Raw genomic sequence first — 24,209 nt, 5'->3', positions numbered from 1 at the left:
TCAGCACCCTGCCCAACGGGCTGCGCGTCGTCAGCCGCGACATGCCCGGCCTGCATTCCGCCGCCATCGGCATCTGGGTCAATGCCGGCTGCCGCGACGAGCGCGCCGAGCAGAACGGCATCGCCCATTTCCTGGAACACATGGCCTTCAAGGGCACGGCGCGGCGCAGCGCGCTGGAAATCGTCGAGTCGATCGAGAATGTCGGCGGCTATATCAACGCCTATACCTCGCGCGACGTGACCTCCTATTACGCGCGGGTGCTGGCGGGGGACGTGGAGCTGGCGCTGGACGTGATCTCGGACATCGTGATGAACCCGGTGTTCGACCAGCGCGAGATCGAGGTCGAGCGCGGCGTGATCCTGCAAGAGATCGGCCAGGCGCTGGACACGCCCGACGACGTGATCTTCGACTGGCTGCAAGAGGCGGCCTATCCCGACCAGCCCATGGGCCGCACCATCCTGGGCCCGGCCGAGCGGGTCAGCCGCTTCGACCGCGCCGACCTGTCGGGCTTCATCACCGAGCATTACGGTCCCGAGCGCATGATCGTCGCCGCCGCCGGTGCGGTGGACCATGACCGCATCCTGCGCCAGGTCGAGGCGATCTTCGGCCATCTGCCGGCCCGCAAGCTGACCACGCGCGAGCCCGCCCGCTGGCAGGGCGCCGAGGCGCGCCGCGTCAAGGGGCTGGAGCAGGCGCATTTCGCGCTGGCCTTCGAGGGGCCGGGCTATCAGGCGCCGGATTTCTATGCCGCGCAGATCTGGACCTCGGCGCTGGGGGGCGGCATGTCCTCGCGCCTGTTCCAGAAGCTGCGCGAGGAAAAGGGCCTGTGCTATTCGATCTTCGCGCAGTCCGGTTTCCACGACGATACCGGCATGGTGACGATCTATGCCGGCACCTCGGGCGAGCAGATCGCCGACCTGGCGACGCTGACCGTGGACGAGTTGAAGCGCTCGGCCGAGGACATGACCGAGGCCGAGGTGGCCCGCGCGCGCGCCCAGCTCAAGGCCGGGCTGCTGATGGGGCTGGAAAGCCCGACCGGCCAGGCCGAGCGCATGGCGCGGTCGCTGGCGATCTGGGGCCGGGTGCCGGACCCGGCCGAGGTGGCCGAGCGCATCGACGCCGTGACCGTGGCCGACATCCGCGCCCATGCCGAGCGTCTGATTGCCCATGCCCGCCCGGCACTGGCGCTTTACGGGCCGGTCGCGGGCGCGCCCACGCGCGAGGTGCTGGCCGAAAGGCTCGCCGCCTGATGTTCTCGCGCCGCCGTCCGCCGCGCCTGGAAACCGAGCGGATGGTGCTGCGCCTGCCTGCCCATGCGGATTTCGCCCCATGGGCCGCGCTGCGGGCCGAAAGCCGCGCCTTCCTGACCCCGTGGGAGCCGGTCTGGGCGCCCGACCACCTGACCAAGCGCGGCTTCACCAACCGGGTCTATTGGGCGCAGCGCGCCAGCCGCAACGGCACGGCTCTGCCCCTGTTCCTGATCCGGCGCGACGGGGCGCTCTTGGGGGCGATCACGCTGGACAATATCCGCCGCGGCCCGGCGCAATCGGCGACCATCGGCTACTGGATCGGCCAGCCCTTCGCCCGGCAGGGTTACATGCGCGAGGCCATCGGTGCGCTGGTCCAGCATGCCTTCACCGAGATGGACCTGAGCCGGATCGAGGCCGCCTGCCTGCCGGAAAACACCCCGTCGCGCGGCGTGCTGGAACGTTCCGGCTTCAAATACGAGGGGGTGGCGCAAAGCTACCTGCAGATCAACGGCCGCTGGCGCAACCATGTGCTTTACGCCAACCTGCGCCACGACCGGCGTGGTAAGACCGAGGTGCGCTGATGCTGAACCCTGCCGACGAGACGCTGGCTGCGACGCTGCCCGAGGGCGTGCTGCGCGAGGTCGCGCCCGCCTATCTGGAGGAGCCGCGCGGCCGCTGGCGGGGACAGGCGGGGCTGGTCGCCGCGCCGCGCAATACCGATGAGGTTGGCGCCGTGGTCCGCGCCTGCGCCGAGGCTCGCGTCGCCATCGTGCCGCGCGGCGGTGGCACCGGCCTGGTCTCGGGCCAGGTGATGCCCGAGGGGCCGGCGCCACTGATCCTGTCGCTGGAGCGGATGACCGCGCTGCGCGGCATCTGGCCCGAAGAGAACGTGCTGGTGGCCGAGGCCGGCATGACCCTGCAGGCCGTGCGCGACGCGGCCGAGGCGGCGGGGCGGCTGTTCCCGCTGTCGCTGGCGAGCCAAGGCACCGCGGCCATCGGCGGCTGCCTTGCGACCAATGCCGGCGGCGTCACCGCGCTGCGCTATGGCACGGCGCGGGCGCTTTGCCTGGGGATCGAGGCGGTGCTGCCCGACGGTTCGGTCGTCCACGACCTGAAGCGGCTGCGCAAGGACAATACCGGCTATGACCTGCGCGACCTCTTGATCGGGGCCGAGGGCACGCTGGGCATCGTCACCGCCGCCAGCCTGAAGCTGGTGGTGCCGCCGCCGGGGATCGGCACCGCCATGCTGCAGGTACCCTCGCCCGAGGCGGCGCTGACGCTCTTGTCGCTGGCCGAGGGGCGCATGGCCGGCGGCGTCACCGCCTTCGAGCTGATCGGCGGGCAGGGGCTGGCCTTCCTGGCCGAGGTGCTGCCCGAGATCCGCCAGCCGCTGCCCGGCGCCGAATGGTCGGTGCTGATCGAGGTCGGCCTGCCCGAGGGGCTGGCCCCCGAGGCGGCGCTGGAGGGGCTGCTGGTCGACGCGATGGAGCGCGGCCTGGTCTCCGACGGGGTGATCGCGCAATCGGGGGCGCATGCGGCCGGTTTCTGGCATCTGCGCGAACATATCCCCGAGGCGAACCGCCGCATCGGCGCCGTCGCCAGCCACGATATCAGCCTGCCGCTGTCGGAAATCGCCGGCTTCATCCGCGAGGCCGGCGCGCGGCTTGCGGGCGAGGGGCTGCGCATCAACTGCTTCGGGCATCTGGGCGACGGCAACCTGCATTACAACCTGTTCCCGGCGCCCGGCCGCAATCGCGCGGATTACGACGACCGGCGCAAGGCGCTATCGCTTCTGGTGCATCAGATGGTGGTGGATCGCGGCGGCTCCTTCTCGGCCGAACACGGGGTCGGGCGGCTGAAGGTCGGCGACCTGGAACGCTGGGGCGATCCGGCGCGCCTCAAGGCCATGCGGGCGATCAAGGCCACGCTGGACCCGCTGGGCATCATGAATCCGGGCGCGGTGCTTTCAGCAGAGGCGTAAGCCGCGCCCGAAGGTGGTCCAGATAGGCCGAAAGCCGCGGCGGCATGAAGGGCTGCGGCAGATACAGTGCCTGGATGTCCAGCTGCGGCCGCTGGAAATCCGGCAGAAGCCGCTGCAGCCGGCCCTGGGCCACGTCCTGCGCCACGACGAAGCTGGGGATCAGCGCCACGCCCTCGCCCTCCAGCACCAGCTTCCGCACTGCCTGGGCGCTGTTCACGGTAATGCGGCCGGGCAGGGGGATGCTGACCGCCTTGCCCTCGATCAGGAAGATCGCCCGGCCGGGATTCTGCGTATTGCTGTCGCGGATATTCGCATGCTCGCGCAGATCCTCGGGGCGGGCGGGGCGCGGATGCCGGTTCAGATAGGCGGGGCTTGCCACCGCCCAGGCCTCGGCCTGGCCGATGCGGCGGGCGATCAGGCTGGAATCGGCAAGCTGGCCGATGCGCAGCGCCAGGTCGAAGCCCTCGGCCGCCAGGTCGACATAGCGGTCTGTCAGGTTCAGGTCGATCTCGATCCCCGGATGGCCGGCGGTGAAGTCGCGGGTCAGGGTGGTGGCGAACATCTCGCCGAAGGCCACCGGGGCGCTGATGCGCAGCCGCCCGGTCAGGACGCCGTCCTCGGCATGGGCCTGCGCGTCCAGTTCCTCGACCGCCGCCAGCACCCGGCGGGCCGCCGCCAGATAACGCTCGCCCGCGGGGGTCAGCGACAGGGCGCGGGTGGTGCGGTTCAGAAGCGTGACGCCCTGCTGCCCCTCCAGCGCCGCGACATATTTGCTGACCAGCTTGTTCGAGATCCCCAGCCGCTCGCCCGCCCGGGTGAACGAGCCGGCATCGACCACGGCGACAAAGGCGCGGATGCCGTCGATCCTGTCCATTCCATCCCCGCATCGGCGACAATATTTCCATGAATATGGCAATTTTCGCGACAATCGCCAAGGTCTATCTGTCGGGCAACGGATACGCGAACAGTTGCAAGGAAACACATCATGACCGACCTTAGCCAAAGCGCCCCGGCCCTGGCCGAGCGCAATGCCGACATCGCCGCTTTTGTCCTGCGGGTCTCGACCGGGATCTGGTTCCTGGTCCATGGGCTGATCAAGCTGCTGGTCTTCACCCCCTCGGGCACAGCCGGCTATTTCCAGTCCATCGGCCTGCCGGGCATCCTGGGCCCGCTGACCATACTGGCCGAGATCCTGGGCGGGCTGGCGCTGATCGCCGGCATCTTCACCCGGCAGGTCGCGCTGGCGCTGGCCGCCGTGCTGCTGGGTGCGGCCTGGTTCGGCCATGGCGGTGCGGGCTTCACCTTCAGTAATCCGGGCGGCGGCTGGGAATATCCGCTGCTCTGGGCCGTGACCATGGTGGCGCTGGCGCTGCTGGGCGACGGGGCCTGGTCGCTGGGCCGGCGTCGCTGAGCCCTCGCCGCTGAGCCCTCGCCGCTGAGCCCGGCGCGAAACGATCTTGCCCAGGCTGGCCTTCGGGCCGGCCTTTCCTTGCGTGCATGGCTGGGTTGATTTGTCAGTCCTGCGCGATGGCTCTAATCATCGCCCGAGTTTCAGGGAGGCTGCTATGACCGAGGATCACCTTCACCGCATCCGCCACAAGCCCCTGCGCGAGCGCGTGGTCAGCGCCGAAGAGGCCGCGAGCCTGATCCGCGACGGCATGGTGCTGGGCATGTCGGGATTTACCCGCGCCGGCGAGGCCAAGGCGGTGCCGCTGGCGCTGGCCGAACGCGCCAAGGCCCAGCCGCTGAAGGTGACGCTGATGACCGGGGCGTCGCTCGGCAACGACCTCGACAAGACACTGGCCGAGGCCAAGGTGCTGTCGCGCCGCATCCCCTTCATGTCCGACCCGGCGTTGCGCCGCGCGATCAACGCCGGCGAGGTGATGTATATCGACCAGCACCTCTCCGAGACGGTCGAACAACTGCGCACCGGCCAGCTGCCGCCGGTGGACATCGCCATCGTCGAGGCGGTGGCGATCACCGAGACCGGCGGCATCGTCCCCACCACCTCGGTCGGCAATTCGGCAAGCTTCGCGCTGCTGGCCGAGAAGGTGATCGTCGAGATCAACCTGAGCCAGCCCGAGGCGCTGGAGGGGCTGCACGACATCTATATCCCCACCTATCGCCCCACCCGGACGCCGATCCCGGTGGTGACGCCGGAAAGCCGGGTCGGCTTTCCCTTCATCCCGGTGCCGCCCGAGCGCATCGCGGCCATCGTGGTCTCGACCAAGCTCGACTCGTCCTCGACCATCGAGGCGCCGGATGCCGAGACCCGGGCCATCGCCGGCCACCTGACCGAATTCCTGAAGAACGAGGTGGCGCATTCCCGGCTGCCGGGCCACCTGCACCCGCTGCAGGCCGGCATCGGCACCATCGCCAATGCGGTGCTGCACGGTTTCATCGACAGCCCGTTCCACGACCTGACCATGTATTCGGAAGTCCTGCAGGATTCGACCTTCGACCTGATGGATGCCGGCAAGATGGTCTTTGCCTCGGGTTCCTCGATCACGCTGTCGGCGCCGAAATACCGCGACGTGATGGCGCGGTTCCACGAGTTCAAGCCCCGGCTGGTGCTGCGCCCGCAGGAGATTTCCAACCACCCCGAGGTGGTGCGGCGGCTGGGGCTGATCTGCATCAACACGGCGCTGGAATTCGACCTTTACGGCAACGTGAACTCGACCCATGTCATGGGCACGCAGATGATGAACGGCATCGGCGGCTCGGGCGATTTCGCACGCAACGCCTATCTGTCGGTTTTCGTGACGAAATCCATGGCCAAGGATGGGCGGATCTCCTCGGTGGTGCCGATGGTCAGCCATGTCGACCATACCGAGCATGACGTGGACATCCTGGTCACCGAGCAGGGGCTGGCCGATCTGCGTGGCCTTGCGCCGCGCGAGCGGGCGCGGGTGGTCCTGCAAAACTGCGTGGCCCCGGAATGGCGGGATGCGCTGGCGGATTACCACGACCGGGCGCTGGCGCGGGGCGGCCATACGCCGCATCTGATCGAGGAGGCGCTCAGCTGGCACGACCGGCTGCGCCGCACCGGCAGCATGCGGCCGGAATGAGCAAACGCCCCGCTTGACCGGCGGGGCGTTTCCTTGTGGCGCGGGGGATGGGGGCTCCGCCCCCGTCGCGTGCCGCGACTCCCCCGGGGTATTTAGGAAACAGAGAAGGTCACCAGGCAGGGATGACGGCACCCTGGTATTTCTCCTCGATGAACTGCTTCACCGCCGGGTCGTGATAGGCTTCGACCAGTTGCCTGGCCCATGGGGCGTCCTCGTCGCCCTGGCGCACCACGATGATGTTGGCATAGGGGCTGTCGGGTTTTTCCATGGCGATGGCGTCTTCGTTCGGGTTGAGGCCGGCATCCAGCGCGTAGTTGGTGTTGATCACGGCGATGTCGGTATCGGCCAGTGCGCGCGGCAGCTGGGCGGCGTCGAGTTCCAGGAACTTGAGGTTCTTCGGGTTGCCGGTCACGTCGAGCGGCGAGGGGGTGAGGCCGGTGTCCTCGGCCAGCGTGACGATGCCCTTGTCCTGCAAAAGCAGCAGCGCGCGGCCGCCATTGGTCGGGTCGTTCGGGATCGCGACCCCGGCGCCCTCGGGCAGCTCGTCCAGCGATTTCAGCTTTTGCGAATAGACGCCCATCGGCGTGGTGATGGTCTTGGCGATGCTGACCAGCGCGAAGCCGCGGTCCTTGATCTGGTTGTCCAGATAGGGCTGGTGCTGGAAGCTGTTGGCTTGCAGATCGCCATCGGCCAGCGCCTGGTTCGGCACCACGTAATCGGTGAATTCGACGATGTCGATGGTCAGGCCCTTGTCCTTGGCGACCTTGGCGACTTCCTCCATGATCTCGCCATGTTCGCCCGGCGAGACGCCGACCTTGATCTCCTCGGCCGCGGCCATGCCGGCGGCGAGGGCGAGTGCCGAGGTCAGGGCGGCAAGGCTGAATTTGCGCATGGGATGTCCTTTCCGGTTATCGGCCCCGGTTGCGGGGCGCGCGCTTGTCGAAACGGGCGGCGATCCATTCGCCGGCCGATTGCACCAGTTGCACCAGCACGATCAGGATCACCACCACCGCCAGCATCACCTCGGGCATGAAGCGCTGGTAGCCGTAGCGGATGCCGAGATCGCCCAGGCCCTCGCCGCCGACCGCGCCGACCATGGCCGAATAGCCGATCAGGCTGACCACGGCGAGCGTCAGGCCCAGGATGATGCCGGGCATGGCCTCGGGGATCAGCACCTTGCGCACGATCTGGCCGGGCGTGGCGCCCATGGCGCGGGCGGCCTCGATCAGCCCGGCATCGACCTCGCGGATGGCGGTCTCGATCAGGCGGGCGATGAAGGGCGCGGCCGCGATGGTCAGTGGCACGATGGCGGCGGTGGTGCCGATCGAGGTGCCGGCGATCAGCCGCGTGAAGGGGATGATCGCCACCACCAGGATGATGAAGGGCGTCGAGCGCGCCGCGTTCACGATCAGCCCCAGCACGGTGTTCAGCCAAGGCGCCGAGAGCAGCTCGCCCCGGCGCGAGGTGGCCAGGAACACGCCCAGCGGCCCGCCGATCAGCGTGCCGAGCAGCGTGGACAGGGCGACCATGTAGAGCGTCTGCAGCGTTGCCTGCCAGAGGATCGGGATCAGGTTAGCCGACATAGCCAAGCACCTCGGTCAGAAGCCCGTGTTCTTCCAGGAAGCGGCGCGATTCCTCCAGCCGCTGGGCGGGCAGGGCGACGATCAGGCTGCCGAAGGGCCTGGTGCCGATCTCCTCGATGGCGCCGGCCAGGATGTTGACGCTGACCCCGCGTTCCGAGGTCAGCCGCGCCAGCATCGGGTCGGTGGCATGGCTGCCGATGAAGGTGATCTGCACCACCGCCTCGGCCTCGGGGCCCTGCGGCGCGTCCCGCATCTGGCCGGCGACGAATTGCGGCACCGCGACGCCGGTCACGCCGGTCAGGAACGAGCGCGTGGTGGGATGGGCGGGTTTCGAGAAGACCGCGTAGGTCTCGCCCGCCTCGACGATGCGGCCGCCCTCGATCACCGCGACATGGCTGCAGATGTCGCGCACCACCGCCATCTCATGGGTGATGAGCAGGATGGTCAGGCCAAGCTCGCGGTTGATGCGCTGCAGAAGCTCCAGCACCTGCCGGGTGGTGTCGGGGTCGAGGGCCGAGGTCGCCTCGTCCGACAGCAGCACGCGCGGCCCGGTGGCCAAGGCCCGGGCGATGCCGACCCGCTGCTTCTGCCCGCCGGAAAGCTCGGCCGGGTAGCGGCCGGCCTGGGCGGTCAGGCCGACGCGCTCGATCAGCTCCGTGACGCGGGGGGCGATCTTCGCGCGGTCCTCTCCGGCGATCTCCAGCGGCAGGGCGATGTTCTCGGCCACGGTGCGGCTGGCCAGCAGGTTGAAATGCTGGAAGATCATGCCGACCTCGCGCCGGATGCGGCGCAGGCTCGCGTCCGAGGCGGCGCCCACGTCGCGCTCGTTCACGATCACCTTGCCGGCGCTGGGGCGTTCCAGCCCGTTCACCATGCGCAACAGCGTCGATTTGCCGGCGCCGGACCGGCCGATGATGCCGGTGATCGCGCCCTGCGGCACGTCCAGCCAGATGTCGTGCAGCGCCACCACGTCGCCGCCGCCCTTTTGCGGATAGCGGCGCGTCACGCCCTGGAATGAGATTGCCGGCTCTGTCATCGCCCCTGCCTTGAATGTCAGGCGAGACCTATGCCCGCCGGGCCGGGCTTGGCAAGGGGCAGGCGCCCGGCAAAAGGGCAACGCCATTCCAAACCGGAGGGTTCGGATGGAATGGCGTTCCTTTCGCCGGCGTTACGCTGCGGAAAGCGCGGCGATGATCGGGCCGAAATCCTCGGCCTTGAGGCTGGCGCCGCCGACCAGCGCGCCGTTCACATGCGGAATGGCAAAGATCTCGGCCGCATTGCCGGGCTTGACCGAGCCGCCATAGAGCAGCGCCATGTCGGCACCGTCGGCGAAGCGCGCCGAGAGGCGCTCGCGCATCAGGGCATGGACCTCGGCGATCTGGTCGGAGGTGGGCGTGCGGCCGGTGCCGATGGCCCAGACCGGTTCATAGGCGATCACCGTGTTGGCGGCCGTGGCACCATCGGGAACCGAGCCGGCAAGCTGGGCCGAGATCACGTCGAGCGTCTGGCCGGCGTCGCGCTGCGCCTCGGTCTCGCCGACGCAGATCACCGCGACGAGGCCCGCCTCATGCGCGGCGACGGATTTGGCGGCGACCTGGGCGTCGGTCTCGGCATGGTCGGTGCGACGCTCGGAATGGCCAAGGATCACATGGCTCGCGCCCGCGTCCCTGAGCTGCGCGGCGGCGATGTCGCCGGTATGGGCACCCGCGGTCTTGGCGTGGCAGTCTTGGCCGCCGATGGCGATCTTGCCCTGCGCGCTGGCGGCCATGGCATGGAGCAGGGTGGCAGGCGGGCAGATCAGCACGTCGCAGCCCGGCGCCGGGTGATCGGCGAGCAGCCGGCCGATCTCGGCCAGTGAGGCCAGGGTTCCGTTCATCTTCCAGTTGCCGGCGGCAAGTTTGCGCGGGGCCATCTGCCTCTCTCCCTTTTCATGATCTGGCAGGGGATTAGGCCGGGGATTTCGCGCGATCAAGCCGGCAGGGCGATGTGGGCGCTAACTTGCGGCAAAAAGGTTCAAACCTTGGCGCGCGAACCTTCCAGCGGAGCGAAGTTGACCGATTCGCCGCAGCCGCAACTGTCGGTGACATTGGGGTTGCGGAACCTGAAGCCGGATTCCAGCAGGCCGGATTCATAATCGATCTCGGTCCCGAACAGGAACATCTGCGCGGTGGGGGCGATCAGAACCCGCGCTTCGCCCTGTTCGACCACCTCGTCGCCGGGCGAGGCGGTCTCGGCCAGCTCCATGGTGTATTCCATGCCGGCGCAGCCGCCCTTCTTCAGGCCGATGCGCAGGCCGCTGGCGGATTTCTGCGCCATCAGCCGGGCGATCTGCCGCTCGGCCGCCTGGGTGATGGTCACGGGGGATTTGCCGGGGATCGAAAACATCTCGGGCCCTTTTCTGTTCGCTGCCTTTCATTTAGGAGCATCGGGGCCGCGGCTCAAGGGGTGCTTGACACCGGGCGCCGGGCGGCTATAAGCGCCGCTTCATTGGTGTTGGTGGACCCCGCAAGGGGAATCCTGTCGGGCAATATGCCAAAGGACAACGCCCTTCGAGAACAGAACATAAAGAAGGAGATCAGCGATGACCAAACGCACCGCTGCCAAGTACAAGATCGACCGCCGCATGGGCGAGAACATCTGGGGCCGCGCCAAGTCGCCGCTCAACCGCCGCGAATACGGTCCCGGCCAGCACGGCCAGCGCCGCAAGGGCAAGCTGTCGGATTTCGGCACCCAGCTGCGCGCCAAGCAGAAGCTGAAGGGCTATTACGGCGACCTGACCGAGAAGCAGTTCCGCCGCATCTATGCCGAGGCCGAGCGCGTCCGGGGCGACACCGGCGAGAACCTGATCGGCCTCTTGGAGCGCCGCCTGGACGCGGTGGTCTATCGCGCCAAATTCGTGCCGACCATCTTCGCCGCCCGCCAGTTCGTGAACCACGGCCATGTCGAGGTGAACGGCAAGCGCGTGAACATCGCCTCCTACCGCGTCAAGGAAGGCGACGTGATCTCGGTCCGCGAGCGGTCGCGCCAGCTGGCCATCGTGCTGGAATCGGTCGGCCTGGCCGAGCGCGACGTGCCGGACTACCTGGAAGTGGACCACAACAAGATGACCGCCACCTTCGTGCGCACTCCGGCCCTGGGCGATGTGCCCTATGCCGTGCAGATGGAGCCGAACCTGGTCGTCGAATTCTACGCCAAGAACTGATCCTTCCGGGATCACAGGATTTCAGGGCCGTCCCTTCGGGGGCGGCCTTCGCTTTTCCGGCGCCGTCCCAGGGGTATTTTAGGAACGAAGAAGCCGGGGTGCCGGAAGAGTATTTGCAAAACGGTGAAACGCAGCGCCGGCGGCGGGGCGCTATTCCTCGGCGCAATACCACAGGCTTCCACCCACGGCGGCCGAACCGATCACCAGCGAGCCCACTGCCACCGGCGAGGCCGCCATGCCCATGGCCGCCGCCCCCGCCGCCTCGAGCGTGCCGACCATCTGCCCCGAGGTTGCGGCCAGGATCGTGGCGCCGGGCCGCTGCGTCACCGCGTCATAGCCGGCGACCGCCAGCGCATTGGCATTGCGGAAGGTTGCCTGCCGCGCCGTGTTCACCCGTTCGCAAAAGGTCTTGCGACATAGCGCATTCCCTTTGCGCGGCCCCTTCTGCGCGCCGATATAGGTGTCGTGCTGCTTGTCCCAGAGCAGGCAATAGCTGCCGTCGTCCGCCATCTGGTTGCGCCGCAGGATCTCGCGCAGGGTGACGTAGCCGGGACAGGAGATCCGCCCCCAGCCGGAGAAATTCTTCTCCAGCCGGCCGACATTCGCGCGAAACGCGTCATCGCGGACATAGTTGATCGCCGTCTGCTCGCCGGCGATCGAGGTCTCGCAGGTCCAGAGCCGCTCGTTCCCGGCCGGATTCTCTTGTGCGCCTGCCGGCGCCGACAATCCCATCGCTCCGATCAAAGCCACCGCCAGCCCGCGCATCGCTTTCCCCTTATCAGTCCCTGCGTGCCGATTTGCCAGAATGCTCCGCCGCCATGCAAGCCGCTCGCTCTACGCTTGCCCGATTGTGAACGGCGCTGCGTTTCACCGTTTTGCAAATACTCTTCCGGCAGCCTGGCTTCTTCGTTCCTAAAATACCCCTGGGACGGCGCCGGAAAAGCGAAGGCCGCCCCCGAAGGGACGGCCCGTCATTCTTGTCCGATGGCGCTGGATCAGGCTTTCGCCAGGTTGCGCAGCACGTAATGCAGCACGCCGCCGTTCTCCAGGTATTCGATCTCGACCTCGGTATCGACGCGGGCCTTGAGCTGGATCACCTTCTCGCTGCCATCGGCATAGCGGATGGTGCAGGCGACCTGAGACAGCGGCTTGAACTCGCCCGCCAGCCCGTCGATCGAGATCACCTCGTCGCCCTTGAGCCCCAGCGTCTTGCGGTTCTCGCCGCCGGTGAACTCGAAGGGGATCACGCCCATGCCGACCAGGTTCGAGCGGTGGATGCGCTCGAAGCTCTCGGCGATGACCGCCTTGACGCCCAGCAGGTTGGTGCCCTTGGCCGCCCAGTCGCGCGACGAGCCGGCGCCGTATTCGACGCCGCCGAAGATGACCAGCGGCGTGCCCTGCGCCTGATATTCCATCGAGGCGTCGAAGATCGAGGTCTGCTGCCCGTCCGGGCCCAGGGTATAGCCGCCCTCGACCCCGTCCAGCATCTCGTTGCGGATGCGGATATTGGCGAAGGTGCCGCGCATCATCACTTCGTGGTTGCCGCGGCGCGAGCCGTAGCTGTTGAAGTCCTTGGGCGCGACCTGGCGCTCGGTCAGGTATTTGCCGGCCGGGGTGGTCGGCTTGAACGAACCCGCGGGCGAGATGTGGTCGGTGGTGATCATGTCGCCCAGGATCGCCAGGATGCGGGCGCCGTCGATATTGCTGATCTGGCCCGGCTCCTTGGACATGCCGCGGAAATAGGGCGGGTTCTGGATATAGGTCGAGGTCGGCGGCCAGTCATAGGTCTCGCTGTCGGTGATCTCGACCGCCTGCCAGCGCTCGTCGCCCTTGAACACGTCGGCATATTTCTTTTGGAAGGCCTCGCGGGTGACGGTGGCCTCGACCAGTTCCGCGACCTCCTGCGAGGTCGGCCAGATGTCCTTGAGGTAGACATCCTTGCCCTCGGGGGTCTGGCCGATCGGATCCTTGGTCAGGTTGATGTTCACGTCGCCGGCGATGGCATAGGCCACGACCAGCGGCGGCGAGGCCAGGTAGTTCGCGCGCACGTCGGGCGAGATGCGGCCCTCGAAGTTGCGGTTGCCCGACAGCACGGCGGTGGCGACCAGGTCGTTGTCATGGATCGCCTTGGAGATCGCCGCATCGCCCAGCGGCCCCGAGTTGCCGATGCAGGTGGTGCAGCCATAGCCGACCAGGTTGAAGCCGATGGCGTCCAGATCCTCCTGCAACCCGGCCGCCTCCAGGTATTCGCCCACCACCTGCGAGCCGGGCGCGAGCGAGGTCTTGACCCAGGGCTTGCGGGTCAGGCCGAGCGCGCGCGCCTTGCGCGCCACCAGGCCGGCGCCGATCATCACATAGGGGTTCGAGGTATTGGTGCAGGAGGTGATCGCCGCGATCACCACCGAACCGTCGCGGATGGTGTAGTCCTTGCCCTCGACCGCCACGGACTTGCGCACGTCGGTGCCCGAAGTGGCGACCACGCCGCCGCCTTCCTCGACCATTTCCTCGGCCGCGGCCGACATGTCCACGCCGCGATATTCCGCCACGGTCTTGTAGAAGGCGCGGGCGGCCAGGTTCAGCGGCGTGTAGTCCTGCGGGCGCTTCGGACCCGAGATCGCGGGGACGATATCGCTCATGTCAAGGTGCAGCGTGTCGGTATAGACCGGCTCGTAATCCGCGCCGCGCCAGAAGCCGTTCTGCTTGGCATAGGCCTCGACGAGCGCGATGCGCTCCTCGTCGCGGCCGGTGTTGCGCAGGTAGCGCAGCGTCTCGGCGTCGATGGGGAAGAAGCCGCAGGTCGCGCCGTATTCGGGCGCCATGTTGGCGATGGTGGCGCGGTCCGCCAGCGGCAGGTGGTCTAGCCCCTCGCCGTAGAATTCGACGAACTTGCCCACCACGCCCTTCTTGCGCAGCATGGCCACGACCTTCAGCACCAGGTCGGTTGCCGTGGTGCCTTCCATCATCTTGCCGGTCAGCTTGAAGCCCACGACCTCGGGGATCAGCATCGAGACGGGCTGGCCCAGCATCGCCGCCTCGGCCTCGATCCCGCCGACGCCCCAGCCCAGCACGGCCAGGCCGTTGACCATGGTGGTGTGGCTGTCGGTGCCGACCAGCGTGTCGGGATAGGCGACGGTCTCGCCCGCCTGGTCGGCATCGGTCCAGACGGTCTGGGCCAGGTATTCCAGGTTCACCTGGTGGCAGATGCCGGTGCCGGGCGGCACCACGCGGAAGTTGTTGAACGCCTTTTGCCCCCATTTCAGGAAGGTATAGCGTTCCAGGTTGCGCTCATATTCCAACTCGACGTTGCGCTGGAAGGCGCGTGGGTTGCCGAAATCGTCGATCATCACCGAGTGGTCGATGACCAGGTCCACCGGGTTCAGCGGGTTGATCTTCTGCGCGTCGCCGCCAAGCGCCTTGATGCCGTCGCGCATCGCGGCCAGGTCCACTACCGCCGGGACGCCGGTGAAGTCCTGCATCAGCACGCGGGCCGGGCGATAGGCGATCTCGCGCGGGTTCTGGCCGCCCTGCCGCGCCCATTCGGCGAAGGCCTTGATGTCCTCGACGCTGACCGTGCGGCCGCCGTCCTCGAAGCGCAGCAGGTTTTCCAGCACCACCTTGAGCGAGGCCGGCAGCTTCGAGAAATCGCCCAGGCCGGCCTGGGTGGCGGCGTCGATCGAGTAATAGGCATAGCTCCGAGAGCCCACCTGAAGCTGGCGGCGCGTCTTGGCGGTATCGGTTCCGGTTTCGATGGGCATGGACTCGGCTCCCTATCCTTGAAAAAGGTGGCTGAATGGCGGTGCTGCCTGCCATTTGCCCCTTTTCGGCATGGGGTTCAAGGGGGCGGGGCAGACTTTGTATGCCATTGTATGCCAAATTTCTGCTGCGGCGGCAAGATGTGGGTTTTGCATCACGGTCACGCGGAGGGAACGCGGCACTAACAAAGCATTGATTTGTCGTTCCCCTGCCCGGCGGTTTAGCTGTTGCGGATCGGAAGGGCCGGGAAAACGGGCGATATGACGGCAAGGCGCATCAAGAGGACGGCTTGGGGGCAGGGACGAAGCGCGGCGATCCTGCCGGGGCTGGCCTGCGCCCTGTGGGTGTTGCTGGGCGGATTTGCCGCGCCGGCCCTGGCGCAGGACGCGGGGGTCGCGGCGGCCACCGAGCCCGCAGCCGCAGCCGCGCCGGAAGCTTCGCCGGCGCTCTCGGGGACAGGCGGCGATGCGGCGGCCTTTGCGCCCCCGGCCCCGTCCGCCGTCGCCACCGAGGAAGAGGATGATGATGGCATCATCGGCCTGATCGAGGCCCCCGAAGGCGCGCCGGGCGTGCCCGCCGAGGGCATGCCGCCGGTCATCGACCCCGGTGCGCTGGCCGCCTCGGCCATGGTTTCCTTTGCCGAGGTGCAACCGCGGGCCGGCATGATGGGGCCGGTGGGCCACCCGCCGGTGGTGGTCGAGCTTTTCACCTCGCAGGGCTGTTCGTCATGCCCGCCCGCCGACGAATTGCTGGCCGATCTGGCCGATCGCGAGGACGTCCTGGCGCTGTCCTGGCATGTCGACTACTGGGATTATCTGGGCTGGGCCGATGAATTCGCCCGCCCCGAGTTCACCCGCCGCCAGCAGGTCTATGCCCACCAGGCCGGCGAGCGCGCGATCTATACGCCGCAGATCGTCGTCGGGGGCACCGATACGCTGATCGCGCTGCGCCCGGCCGAACTGATGGGCCTGCTGCAGACGCAGATGGCGCGGCCGGCGCCGGTCATGGTCTCGTCCAGCCAGGGCAAGGACGGCTATCGCATCGAGCTGACGCCGCGCGGCGCCATCGCCGACCGGGTGGCGATCATCCTGGTGCGCTATGCGCCGCAGCGGCGGGTGGCGATCAAGGCCGGCGAGAACCGTGGCATCGCGCTGGAATACCGCAACGTGGTGCTGGCGGCCGAGCGCATCGCCGAATGGGACGGCCGCACACCCCTGCGCATGACCGTCCGCCGCGACAGCCAGAACAGCGCCGATTTCCCCGCCGATACCCGCCATGCCATCCTGGCGCAGGAACTGGGCCGGGGCGATGCGCGCTCGGCCAGCGGACCGATCCTGGCCGCGATCCGGCTGGATTGAACCGCGCCGCCGGACGCCGCCCGCTTGCGCCGGCGCAGGCGCCGGGGCAAAACCCGGCCCGTGCCGCAGATGATCATCCCAGACAGGAGCCCCCCTTGACCGAATCGCGCAAGATCGCCCCCTGGCTCAAGGCCGCATTGGAATTCGGCCCGCTGATCCTGTTCTTCCTGGTCTTCATGCGGTTTCGCGACCAGACCGTCAGCCTGGCGGGGCGGGACTATTCCGGTTTCATCCTGGCCACGCTGGTCTTCGTGCCGGTGCTGGCGCTCAGCACGCTGGCGCTGTGGCGGCTGACGGGCAGGCTGTCGCCCATGCAGATCGCGACGCTGGTGCTGGTCGTGGTCTTCGGCGGGCTGTCGGTCTGGCTGAACGATCCGAAATTCTTCAAGATGAAGCCGACGATCATCTACCTGATCTTCGCCGGCCTTCTGGGCACCAGCCTGGCCTTGCGCCGCAACTGGCTGGAACTGGTCCTGTCCGAGGCGCTGCCGATGAACGCCGAGGGCTGGCGCATCCTGACCCTGCGCATGGCGCTGCTGTTCCTGTGCCTTGCCGCGGCCAACGAGGCGGTCTGGCGGCTGATGTCGGAAACCGCCTGGGTGAATTTCAAGACCTTCGGCCTGCCGGCGATCATGGTGGTCTTCTTCATCGCCAACGCCCGCCTGTTCGAGCGTCACGCCCAGCCCCGCGACGGCGAATAGCGCCGGCTGCACCCTTGCATGGCTGGCCGGGCGGGGTTAACCCCAATCCCTGAGCATCAGGAGCGAGCCATGTCCCCGGAGTCGAAACCCCAGGAGCCGAACCAGCCTCTGCATCCGCGCACCCGCGCCGTCCATCACGGCATCCGCCGCAGCCAGTATGGCGAGATGGCCGAGGCCCTGTTCATGACCCAGGGCTTTTCCTATGACAGTGCCGAACAGGCCGAGGCGCGTTTCCTGGGGACCGGGCCGGACGAGTTCATCTATGCCCGCTACGGCAACCCGACCTCGCGCATGTTCGAGGACCGCATCGCCGACCTGGAAGGGACCGAGGACGCATTTGCGACCGCCAGCGGCATGGCGGCGGTCAACGGGGCGCTGATGTGCTTTGCCAAGCCGGGCGACCATATCGTCTCGTCGCGGGCGCTGTTCGGCTCCTGCCTCTATGTGCTGGACCTGCTGGCCCGGTTCGGGGTCGAAGTGACCTATGTCGACGGCACCGACCTTGAGCAATGGCGCGCCGCGATCCGGCCGACGACCCGCGCGGTGTTCTTCGAATCGGTGTCGAATCCGACGCTGGAGGTGGTGGACATCGCCGCCGTCGCGGAACTGGCCCATGCGGTGGGCGCGCTGGTGGTGGTGGACAATGTCTTTGCCACCCCGGTCTATTCCCGCGCGGCCCGGCAGGGCGCCGATGTGGTGGTTTATTCCGCGACCAAGCATATCGACGGCTCGGGCCGCTGCCTGGGCGGGGTGATCTGCGGCACGCGCCAATTCGTGCGCGAGGTGGCCGAGCCCTATCTGAAACATACCGGCGGCGCGATCAGCCCCTTCAATGCCTGGATGATGCTGGGCGGGCTGGCCACCATGGAGCTGCGCGTGCGCGCCCAGGCCGACAGCGCCTTGCAGCTTGCTGCCGCGCTCAGGGACGAGCCGGGGATCGCCCGCGTCATCTATCCCGGCCTGCCCGACCATCCGCAGCACGACCTGGCCATGCGGCAGATGGGTGCGGGCGGCACCATGGTCGCCCTGGACCTGGGCTCCAAGCAGGCGGCCTTCGCGGCGATGGACCGGATGCGGATCTTCCAGATCTCGAACAACCTGGGCGATGCGAAATCCATCGTCACCCACCCCTCGACCACCACGCATCAGCGCCTGTCCGAAGAAGTGCGCGCCACGCTGGGCATCACTCCCGGCCTCTTGCGCCTGTCGATCGGCCTGGAGGATGCGGGCGACCTGATCGCGGACATCCGCCGGTCGCTGGGCTGAGTGCCGGGCGGACGTGCCGGAGCCCCCTTTCTTTTCCGGTGCCGAGCCCCCAGATAGGAGCCGTCCTGCCAGGGAGACGACCATGACCGAGGCCCGCCCCGTCGCCACCGAACGCGCCTATCCGGCGTTGAGCCGCGAATACCCGGCCGATTTCCGCGTGGACGACAGCTACAAGGCCAGCCTGCCGGACCTGCAGAACGGCCCGGCCAGCCTGATCGTCGGCGCCCGCGCGCCGATCCAGCATGTCGGTATCTCGAATTTCCGCCTGCCGATCCGCTACCAGACGCAGGAGGGCGGCGAAATCGCGCTGGAAACCAGCGTCACCGGCACCGTCAGCCTGGAAGCCGACCGCAAGGGCATCAACATGAGCCGCATCATGCGCTCGTTCTACGCCCATGCGGAAAAGCAGTTCTCGATGGGCGTGCTCGAGGCGGCGCTGGAGGATTACAAATCCGACCTCGGCAGTTTCGATGCCCGCATCATGATGCGGCTCAGCTATCCGATGCGGGTCGAATCGCTGCGCTCGGGCCTGTCGGGCTGGCAGTATTACGACATCGCGCTGGAACTGGCCGAACGGGCCGGGCAGCGGCTGCGGATCATGCATTTCGACTATGTGTATTCCTCGACCTGCCCCTGCTCGCTGGAACTCAGCGAGCATGCCCGCCAGATGCGCGGCCAGCTGGCGACGCCGCATTCGCAGCGGTCGGTGGCGCGCATTTCGGCGGTGATGCAGGGCGACACGCTGTGGTTCGAGGACATGGTGGCGCTGTGCCGCCGCGCCGTCGCCACCGAAACCCAGGTCATGGTCAAGCGCGAGGACGAGCAGGCCTTTGCCGAGCTGAACGCCGCTAACCCGATCTTCGTCGAGGATGCGGTGCGCGCCTTTGCCGCCGAACTGATGGCCGAGCCGCGCATCGCCGATTTCCGCGTCGTCGCCAGTCACCAGGAATCGCTGCATTCCCATGACGCGGTCTCGGTGCTGACCCAGGGCGAGACCTTCGCCCATGCCAGCCTGGACCCCGCGATCTTCGCCGGCCTCAGGGCGTAATGCTATGGTTGTCCAGCGGAATGGCCTGTCTCCTGGCGGCCCGGCTGGCGGCAATCTGGCTTTGCCTGAGCCATCGCTATCCTGAATGGCGCCTGCGGCGGCTGACCGAGGGGCGGTCGTCCGGTCCCCTCGCGTTCGGGATGCTCCACGCCAATCCGCTGTTCGACGGTCAGGGGTTTCTGGATTGGCACCACCCGCGCAACCGCCGCGAACGCATCCGGCTTTACGCGGTGGGTGCGGTTTTTCTCGCCCCGGCCCTTCTGGTTTTCTGGGGACTCGCCGCCGCGGTAGGCGGCATGTGAACGAAATGGGAACGACAGGCTTTCCCGAGCGCGGATGCGGGGCTATGGTGCGGGCATGAGCAATTTCGACGACTCGGACGCTTTCGAGGCCGCAGCCGCCCCGGTGCCGCTTTCCCAGCGTGCCATGGGCGCGCGGCCGGCGCCCTATCTGGACGGGCTGAACCCGGCGCAGCGCGCCGCGGTCGAGGCGCTGGACGGGCCGGTGCTGCTGCTGGCCGGCGCCGGCACCGGCAAGACCCGCGCCCTGACCACGCGCATCGCGCATCTGCTGAATCTCGGCCGCGCGCGACCGGGGCAGATCCTGGCCGTGACCTTCACCAACAAGGCCGCGCGCGAGATGAAGGACCGCGTCGGCCGGCTTCTGGGCGAGATGGTCGAGGGCATGCCCTGGCTCGGCACCTTCCACTCGATCAGCGTCAAGATCCTGCGCCGCCATGCTGAACTGATCGGCGACGGCGAGTTGCACCTGAAGCCCAGCTTCACCATCCTGGACACCGACGACCAGATCCGGCTGCTGAAGCAACTGATCCAGGCCGAGAATATCGACGAAAAGCGTTGGCCGGCGCGGCAGCTGGCGCATCTGATCGACGGCTGGAAGAACCGCTGCCTGTCCCCGGCAAAGCTGCCCAAGGGCGAGGAACGCGCCTTCGACGGCTGGGGCGGGCGGCTTTACGCCGCCTATCAGCGCCGGCTGCTGGAACTGAACGCGGTCGATTTCGGCGACCTGCTGATGCATTGCGTCAACCTGTTCCAGGCGCATCCCGACGTGCTGCGGACCTGGCAGGACCGTTTCCGCTATATCCTCGTGGACGAATACCAGGACACCAACGTCGCGCAATACATGTGGCTGCGGCTGCTGGCGTCCGGGCATCGCAACATCTGCTGCGTGGGCGACGACGACCAGTCGATCTATGGCTGGCGCGGCGCCGAGGTCGGCAATATCCTGCGCTTCGAAAGCGATTTCCCCGGCGCGCAGGTGATCCGGCTGGAACAGAACTATCGCTCGACCCCGCATATCCTCGCCGCCGCCTCCGGGCTGATCGCGGCGAACAAGGGCCGGCTCGGCAAGACGCTGTGGACCGAGGCCGAGGAGGGCGAGCGCGTCCGCCTGATCGGCCATTGGGACAGCGAGGCCGAGGCGCGCTGGATCGGCGAGGAGATCGAGGCCTTCCACGGCGGGCATCGCCACAGCATCGGCCGGCGCAGCCTGAACGACATCGCCATCCTCGTGCGCGCCAGCCACCAGATGCGGGCCTTCGAGGACCGCTTCATGACTATCGGCCTGCCCTATCGGGTGATCGGCGGTCCGCGCTTCTACGAGCGGGCCGAGATCCGCGACGCCATGGCCTATTTCCGGCTGGCGGTCAGCCCCACCGACGACCTGGCCTTCGAGCGCATCGTGAACGTGCCCAAGCGCGGCTTGGGCGACAAGGCGGTGCAGAAGATCCAGATCGAGGCGCGGGAACGCGGCCTGTCGCTCTTGGAAGGCGCCGCCTCGGCCGTCGCCACCGGCGCGCTTGGCGGCAAGGGGGCAGGGGCGCTGCGGCAGTTCACCGAGGCGATGGGCCGCTGGCATGCCGATGCGCTGGACGCCTCGGTGAACCATGTCGAGCTGGCCGAGCGCATCCTGGACGAATCCGGCTATACCGCGATGTGGCAGAACGACAAGTCGCCCGACGCGCCGGGGCGGCTGGACAACCTGAAGGAATTGATGAAGGCGCTGGAGGAATTCGAAAACCTCCAGGGTTTCCTCGAGCATGTCGCGCTGGTCATGGACAATGACAAGGGCGAGCAGTCCGAGGAGGTCAGCATCATGACCCTTCACGCCGCCAAGGGGCTGGAATACCCCATCGTCTTCCTGCCCGGATGGGAGGACGGGCTGTTCCCCAGCCAGCGCAGCATGGACGAAAGCGGCATGAAGGGGCTCGAGGAGGAGCGGCGCCTGGCCTATGTCGGCATCACCCGCGGCGAGGAGCTGGTGACGATCAGCTTCGCCGGCAACCGCCGCATGTATGGGCAATGGCAGTCCTCGCTGCCCTCGCGCTTCATCGACGAACTGCCCGAGGATCATGTCGAGGTGCTGACGCCGCCCGGCCTTTACGGCGGCGGCTATGGCGCGGCGGCGCAGTCCTTCGGGCAGCCCTTCGCGCAATCGGTGATGCACGAACGCGCGGCGCGGGCGGATGTCTACAATTCGCCCGGCTGGAAACGCATGCAGGAACGCTCCGCCCAGCGGGCCCAGCCCGTCCACCGCACCCCGGTAGTGATCGACGCCGAGCCGGCGGCGCGGTTTTCGGTGGGCGACCGGGTGTTTCACCAGAAATTCGGCAATGGCACGATCATGGGCATTGCCGAGGACACGCTGACCATCCAGTTCCCCACCGGTTTCAAGACGGTGAAGGCGGGCTATGTGCAGCCCGCCTCGCAGCCCGCCCAGGGGGGCGGCGCACTGGACGACGTGCCGTTCTAAAGCGCGTCGCGCACCGCCTCGGCCACCACTTCGGCCACCACTTCGGCCAGCGTCGCGGTCGGGCGTCCGATCAGCCGCGACAGCGTGCGGCTGTCGTCGAACAGCGCGCCTTGCGCGGCGCCGGCATCCCAGCTTGCGATCGCTGCGGCCAGCCCCTCGGGCAGGCCCGCGCCCGTCAGCGCCGCGGCGTAATCGGCCTGCGACAGGTCGCGATAGGGGATCGCCCTGCCGCTTTGCGCCGAAAGCTCGGCGGCAAGCCCTGCCAGGGTCCAGCCCTCGTCGCCGGCCAGTTCATAGGCCTTGCCCAAATGGCCCTCGCCGGCCAGCACCAGGGCGGCGGCCTCGGCATAATCCGCGCGCGCGGCAGCCGAGATCCGGCCCTCGCCCGCCGCGCCGATCAGCGCGCCATGCGCCAGCGCCGCCGGGATCGCGCCGGTATAGTTCTCGGCATACCAGCCATTGCGCAGGACGGCGTAGGGAATGCCCGATTCGGCCAGCATGGCCTCGGTCGCCACATGTTCCTCGGCCAGAGACAGCGGCGAGCGGTCGGCATGCAGCAGGCTGGTATAGACGATCTGCCCGACTCCGGCAGCCTTCGCGGCCTCGATCACCGCGCGGTGCTGGCCGGCGCGCTTGCCGAGTTCGCTCGACGAGATCAGCAGCAGCCGCTCCACGCCCGGCAATGCGGCGGCCAGCGTCTCGGGCCGGTCGTAGTCGAAGGCGCGGGCCTCGACGCCAAGGTCGGCGGCCTTTCCGGGATTGCGGGCCAGCGCGACGATCCCGCCCGCTGGCAGCAGGCTCTTCAGCCGGGCGATGGTCAGGCGGCCAAGCTGGCCGGTGGCTCCGGTGACGGCGACGGTCATCTGTCTTTCCTTTCGTGAATGGCTTGTGCGGCGAAAGGTAGATATCTAACTTACTGATCGTAAGTACTGACGGAGATGTTAGTGTGAAAAATTCCGATCCCTTCGACCGAGGCAACCTGATGGCGGCGGAATGCCCCTCGCGCGATGTGCTGCGCCGGCTGACCGGGCGCTGGGGCATGCTGGTGCTGCGCGTGCTGGCCGAGGGGCCGCATCGCTTTTCCGCCCTGCGCCGGCGCATCGGCGGCATCAGCGAGCGGATGCTGGCCCAGACGCTTCAGGGGCTGGAGGCGGACGGCATGGTGCTGCGCCGCGATTTCCAGACCGTGCCGCCGCATGTGGAATATGCCCTGACCCCGCTCGGACACGAGGCGGCGCTGCGGGTCGGCGCGCTTTTGGGCTGGATCGAGGATTCGCTGCCCCGGATCGCGCGTGGCTGGACGCGGGCCTGACCCTTTCTGCGTTGTCCAAGTACCCATGCGGCGGCGCGACCGGCACGGCGCTTGACCCCGAAGGCGCGGGGCCCTATCTGACCCTTGCGCGGATGGCCGGATGACCGCGGCGGCAACGTCGAGGAAAGTCCGGACTCCATGAAGGCACGGTGCCGGGTAACGCCCGGCGGGGGCAACCCCAGGGAAAGCGCCACAGAGAAGAGACCGCCCATGCATGCATGGGCAAGGGTGAAACGGTGGGGTAAGAGCCCACCGCGGGGCTGGCAACAGCCCCGGCACGGCAAGCCCCACCGGGAGCAATGCCGAATAGGGACCGCGCGTCGCAAGACAGGGCCGCCTTTGCCCCAGCAGGTCCGGGTTGGCAGCTAGATCCCGTCAGCAATGGCGGGACCAGAGGAATGGTCATCGAAGGGGGCAACCCCGGAACAGGATCCGGCTTACAGGCCGTCCGCGCAAATCAGTTCAGAGAATTGTCAGTCGAGTTTGCAGTAAAAGGCTCGCCTTTACGGTTGTCTCTTCAACCGATGGCAAGTCGAGACGGTCGATTCCTGGTTGATTCCCGGTTGACTTCGCCGGCTTCGCCGCTAAAAGGCGGGCTTCAAGAGAATTTCACGGGGTTGGCGAGACGCATTTTGCCCCGCAGCAGGAGCGAAACAGATGGCGAAGCCGACGACGATCAAGATCCGTCTGAACTCGAGCGCCGGGACCGGGCATTTCTATGTCACCAAGAAGAATGCCCGCACGATGACCGAAAAGATGACGGTCAACAAATACGACCCGGTTGCCCGCAAGCATGTCGAGTACAAGGAAGGCAAGATCAAGTAAGATCTGCCCTTTCGACGGGATCATGCAAGGCCGCGCCCCGCAAGGGCGCGGTCTTTCCCTTTGGGTTGCTGCCCTTTGGACCTGCCGGCC

At 67.7% G+C, this 24,209-nt stretch carries 22 protein-coding genes, 1 other RNA gene and 1 pseudogene; 15 read left to right on the top strand and 9 right to left on the bottom strand.

The annotated features are described in order from the left end of the window. The first annotated feature begins 41 nt into the window (after positions 1–41). From ESD82_RS06070 to ESD82_RS06060, 3 genes are read left to right on the top strand one after another with little or no spacing between them, the layout of a single operon-like run. Positions 42–1,250: a M16 family metallopeptidase gene (locus ESD82_RS06070; protein ID WP_051419456.1), complete on the top strand. Its 1,209-nt coding sequence runs from the start codon at positions 42–44 to the stop codon at positions 1,248–1,250. Then, positions 1,250–1,831 (top strand): GNAT family N-acetyltransferase, encoded by a 582-nt coding sequence (locus ESD82_RS06065; RefSeq protein ID WP_024843345.1) that lies wholly within the window; start codon positions 1,250–1,252, stop codon positions 1,829–1,831. Before ESD82_RS06070 ends, ESD82_RS06065 begins: the two co-directional genes overlap by 1 nt. Beyond that, the gene (locus ESD82_RS06060; protein ID WP_147428757.1) at positions 1,831–3,231 is read left to right on the top strand and encodes an FAD-binding oxidoreductase; all 1,401 of its coding nucleotides are present in this window, start codon (positions 1,831–1,833) and stop codon (positions 3,229–3,231) included. Before ESD82_RS06065 ends, ESD82_RS06060 begins: the two co-directional genes overlap by 1 nt. On the opposite strand, the gene ESD82_RS06055 is transcribed toward ESD82_RS06060, so the two are convergent. Continuing rightward, positions 3,194–4,105, bottom strand: coding sequence for a LysR family transcriptional regulator (locus ESD82_RS06055; protein ID WP_147428758.1), 912 nt, complete (start codon positions 4,103–4,105; stop codon positions 3,194–3,196). The two genes, ESD82_RS06060 and ESD82_RS06055, sit on opposite strands and share 38 nt — an antisense overlap. A 111-nt stretch (positions 4,106–4,216) precedes the next feature. On the opposite strand from ESD82_RS06055, the gene ESD82_RS06050 reads away from it, so the two are divergent. Together ESD82_RS06050 and ESD82_RS06045 are read left to right on the top strand one after the other, a co-directional pair. Further along, on the top strand, positions 4,217–4,642 hold the full coding sequence (locus tag ESD82_RS06050) for a DoxX family protein (protein WP_147428759.1): 426 nt from the start codon (positions 4,217–4,219) through the stop codon (positions 4,640–4,642). 154 nt (positions 4,643–4,796) lie between these two features. After that, positions 4,797–6,299: an acetyl-CoA hydrolase/transferase family protein gene (locus tag ESD82_RS06045; protein WP_024843341.1), complete on the top strand. Its 1,503-nt coding sequence runs from the start codon at positions 4,797–4,799 to the stop codon at positions 6,297–6,299. A 109-nt stretch (positions 6,300–6,408) separates the two neighbouring features. Here ESD82_RS06045 and ESD82_RS06040 read toward each other — a convergent pair whose 3' ends face one another. The 5 genes from ESD82_RS06040 to ESD82_RS06020 form a co-directional block, all read right to left on the bottom strand. Then, the gene (locus ESD82_RS06040) at positions 6,409–7,191 is read right to left on the bottom strand and encodes a MetQ/NlpA family ABC transporter substrate-binding protein (protein WP_147428760.1); all 783 of its coding nucleotides are present in this window, start codon (positions 7,189–7,191) and stop codon (positions 6,409–6,411) included. A 16-nt stretch (positions 7,192–7,207) separates the two neighbouring features. Beyond that, complete coding sequence (locus ESD82_RS06035) at positions 7,208–7,882, bottom strand: methionine ABC transporter permease (RefSeq protein WP_024843339.1); 675 nt, start codon at positions 7,880–7,882, stop codon at positions 7,208–7,210. Then, complete coding sequence (locus ESD82_RS06030; RefSeq protein ID WP_024843338.1) at positions 7,872–8,918, bottom strand: methionine ABC transporter ATP-binding protein; 1,047 nt, start codon at positions 8,916–8,918, stop codon at positions 7,872–7,874. The genes ESD82_RS06035 and ESD82_RS06030 overlap by 11 nt, the downstream gene beginning before the upstream one ends. 132 nt (positions 8,919–9,050) lie before the next feature. Beyond that, positions 9,051–9,794 carry a triose-phosphate isomerase gene (tpiA, locus tag ESD82_RS06025; protein WP_147428761.1) on the bottom strand — a complete coding sequence of 248 codons (744 nt, stop codon included), beginning with the start codon at positions 9,792–9,794 and terminating at the stop codon, positions 9,051–9,053. Between the two features lie 101 nt (positions 9,795–9,895). Beyond that, the gene (locus tag ESD82_RS06020) at positions 9,896–10,267 is read right to left on the bottom strand and encodes a HesB/IscA family protein (RefSeq protein WP_024843336.1); all 372 of its coding nucleotides are present in this window, start codon (positions 10,265–10,267) and stop codon (positions 9,896–9,898) included. Positions 10,268–10,463: 196 nt separating this feature from the next. On the opposite strand from ESD82_RS06020, the gene rpsD reads away from it, so the two are divergent. Next, entirely contained in the window at positions 10,464–11,084 is a 621-nt protein-coding gene (gene rpsD / locus ESD82_RS06015) for a 30S ribosomal protein S4 (protein WP_024843335.1), read from the top strand. Positions 11,085–11,234: 150 nt separating this feature from the next. Here rpsD and ESD82_RS06010 read toward each other — a convergent pair whose 3' ends face one another. Beyond that, positions 11,235–11,849 (bottom strand): hypothetical protein, encoded by a 615-nt coding sequence (locus ESD82_RS06010; protein WP_024843334.1) that lies wholly within the window; start codon positions 11,847–11,849, stop codon positions 11,235–11,237. A gap of 230 nt (positions 11,850–12,079) precedes the next feature. After that, positions 12,080–14,839 (bottom strand): aconitate hydratase AcnA, encoded by a 2,760-nt coding sequence (gene acnA / locus ESD82_RS06005; protein WP_147428762.1) that lies wholly within the window; start codon positions 14,837–14,839, stop codon positions 12,080–12,082. A 258-nt stretch (positions 14,840–15,097) separates the two neighbouring features. On the opposite strand from acnA, the gene ESD82_RS06000 reads away from it, so the two are divergent. From ESD82_RS06000 to ESD82_RS05975, 6 genes and pseudogenes are all read left to right on the top strand, one after another. Next, a complete protein-coding gene (locus ESD82_RS06000; protein WP_147428763.1) occupies positions 15,098–16,195 on the top strand; it encodes a DUF1223 domain-containing protein in 1,098 nt (365 codons plus the stop codon). A gap of 95 nt (positions 16,196–16,290) precedes the next feature. After that, on the top strand, positions 16,291–16,896 hold the full coding sequence (locus ESD82_RS05995; protein WP_024843331.1) for an inner membrane-spanning protein YciB: 606 nt from the start codon (positions 16,291–16,293) through the stop codon (positions 16,894–16,896). A 69-nt stretch (positions 16,897–16,965) separates the two neighbouring features. After that, positions 16,966–18,162, top strand: a complete 1,197-nt coding sequence (metZ, locus tag ESD82_RS05990; protein ID WP_147428764.1) for an O-succinylhomoserine sulfhydrylase — start codon at positions 16,966–16,968, stop codon at positions 18,160–18,162. Positions 18,163–18,280: 118 nt separating this feature from the next. Beyond that, positions 18,281–19,210, top strand: a pseudogene (gene folE2 / locus ESD82_RS05985) (GTP cyclohydrolase FolE2); the annotation flags it as partial. A 20-nt stretch (positions 19,211–19,230) separates the two neighbouring features. After that, complete coding sequence (locus tag ESD82_RS05980) at positions 19,231–19,512, top strand: hypothetical protein (RefSeq protein WP_147428765.1); 282 nt, start codon at positions 19,231–19,233, stop codon at positions 19,510–19,512. Between the two features lie 55 nt (positions 19,513–19,567). Further along, positions 19,568–21,982 (top strand): ATP-dependent helicase, encoded by a 2,415-nt coding sequence (locus tag ESD82_RS05975; protein ID WP_147428766.1) that lies wholly within the window; start codon positions 19,568–19,570, stop codon positions 21,980–21,982. On the opposite strand, the gene ESD82_RS05970 is transcribed toward ESD82_RS05975, so the two are convergent. Beyond that, positions 21,979–22,845, bottom strand: a complete 867-nt coding sequence (locus ESD82_RS05970) for an SDR family oxidoreductase (RefSeq protein WP_147428767.1) — start codon at positions 22,843–22,845, stop codon at positions 21,979–21,981. The genes ESD82_RS05975 and ESD82_RS05970 overlap by 4 nt on opposite strands. Before the next feature lie 83 nt (positions 22,846–22,928). Here ESD82_RS05970 and ESD82_RS05965 point away from each other — a divergent pair, with 83 nt between their 5' ends. The 3 genes from ESD82_RS05965 to rpmG all read left to right on the top strand — a co-directional run bounded on the left by ESD82_RS05965 (position 22,929) and on the right by rpmG (position 24,119). Beyond that, on the top strand, positions 22,929–23,294 hold the full coding sequence (locus ESD82_RS05965) for a winged helix-turn-helix transcriptional regulator (RefSeq protein WP_024843326.1): 366 nt from the start codon (positions 22,929–22,931) through the stop codon (positions 23,292–23,294). Positions 23,295–23,382: 88 nt separating this feature from the next. After that, an RNA gene (gene rnpB / locus ESD82_RS05960) (RNase P RNA component class A) lies at positions 23,383–23,750 on the top strand. Between the two features lie 201 nt (positions 23,751–23,951). Further along, positions 23,952–24,119 carry a 50S ribosomal protein L33 gene (gene rpmG / locus ESD82_RS05955; protein WP_017999830.1) on the top strand — a complete coding sequence of 56 codons (168 nt, stop codon included), beginning with the start codon at positions 23,952–23,954 and terminating at the stop codon, positions 24,117–24,119. Positions 24,120–24,209 lie beyond the last annotated feature (90 nt).

Source organism: Paracoccus pantotrophus, from assembly GCF_008824185.1.
Classification (GTDB): domain Bacteria; phylum Pseudomonadota; class Alphaproteobacteria; order Rhodobacterales; family Rhodobacteraceae; genus Paracoccus; species Paracoccus pantotrophus.
The sequence above is the reverse complement of the archived record's forward strand: the minus strand, read 5'-3'. Positions and strand labels throughout refer to the sequence as shown.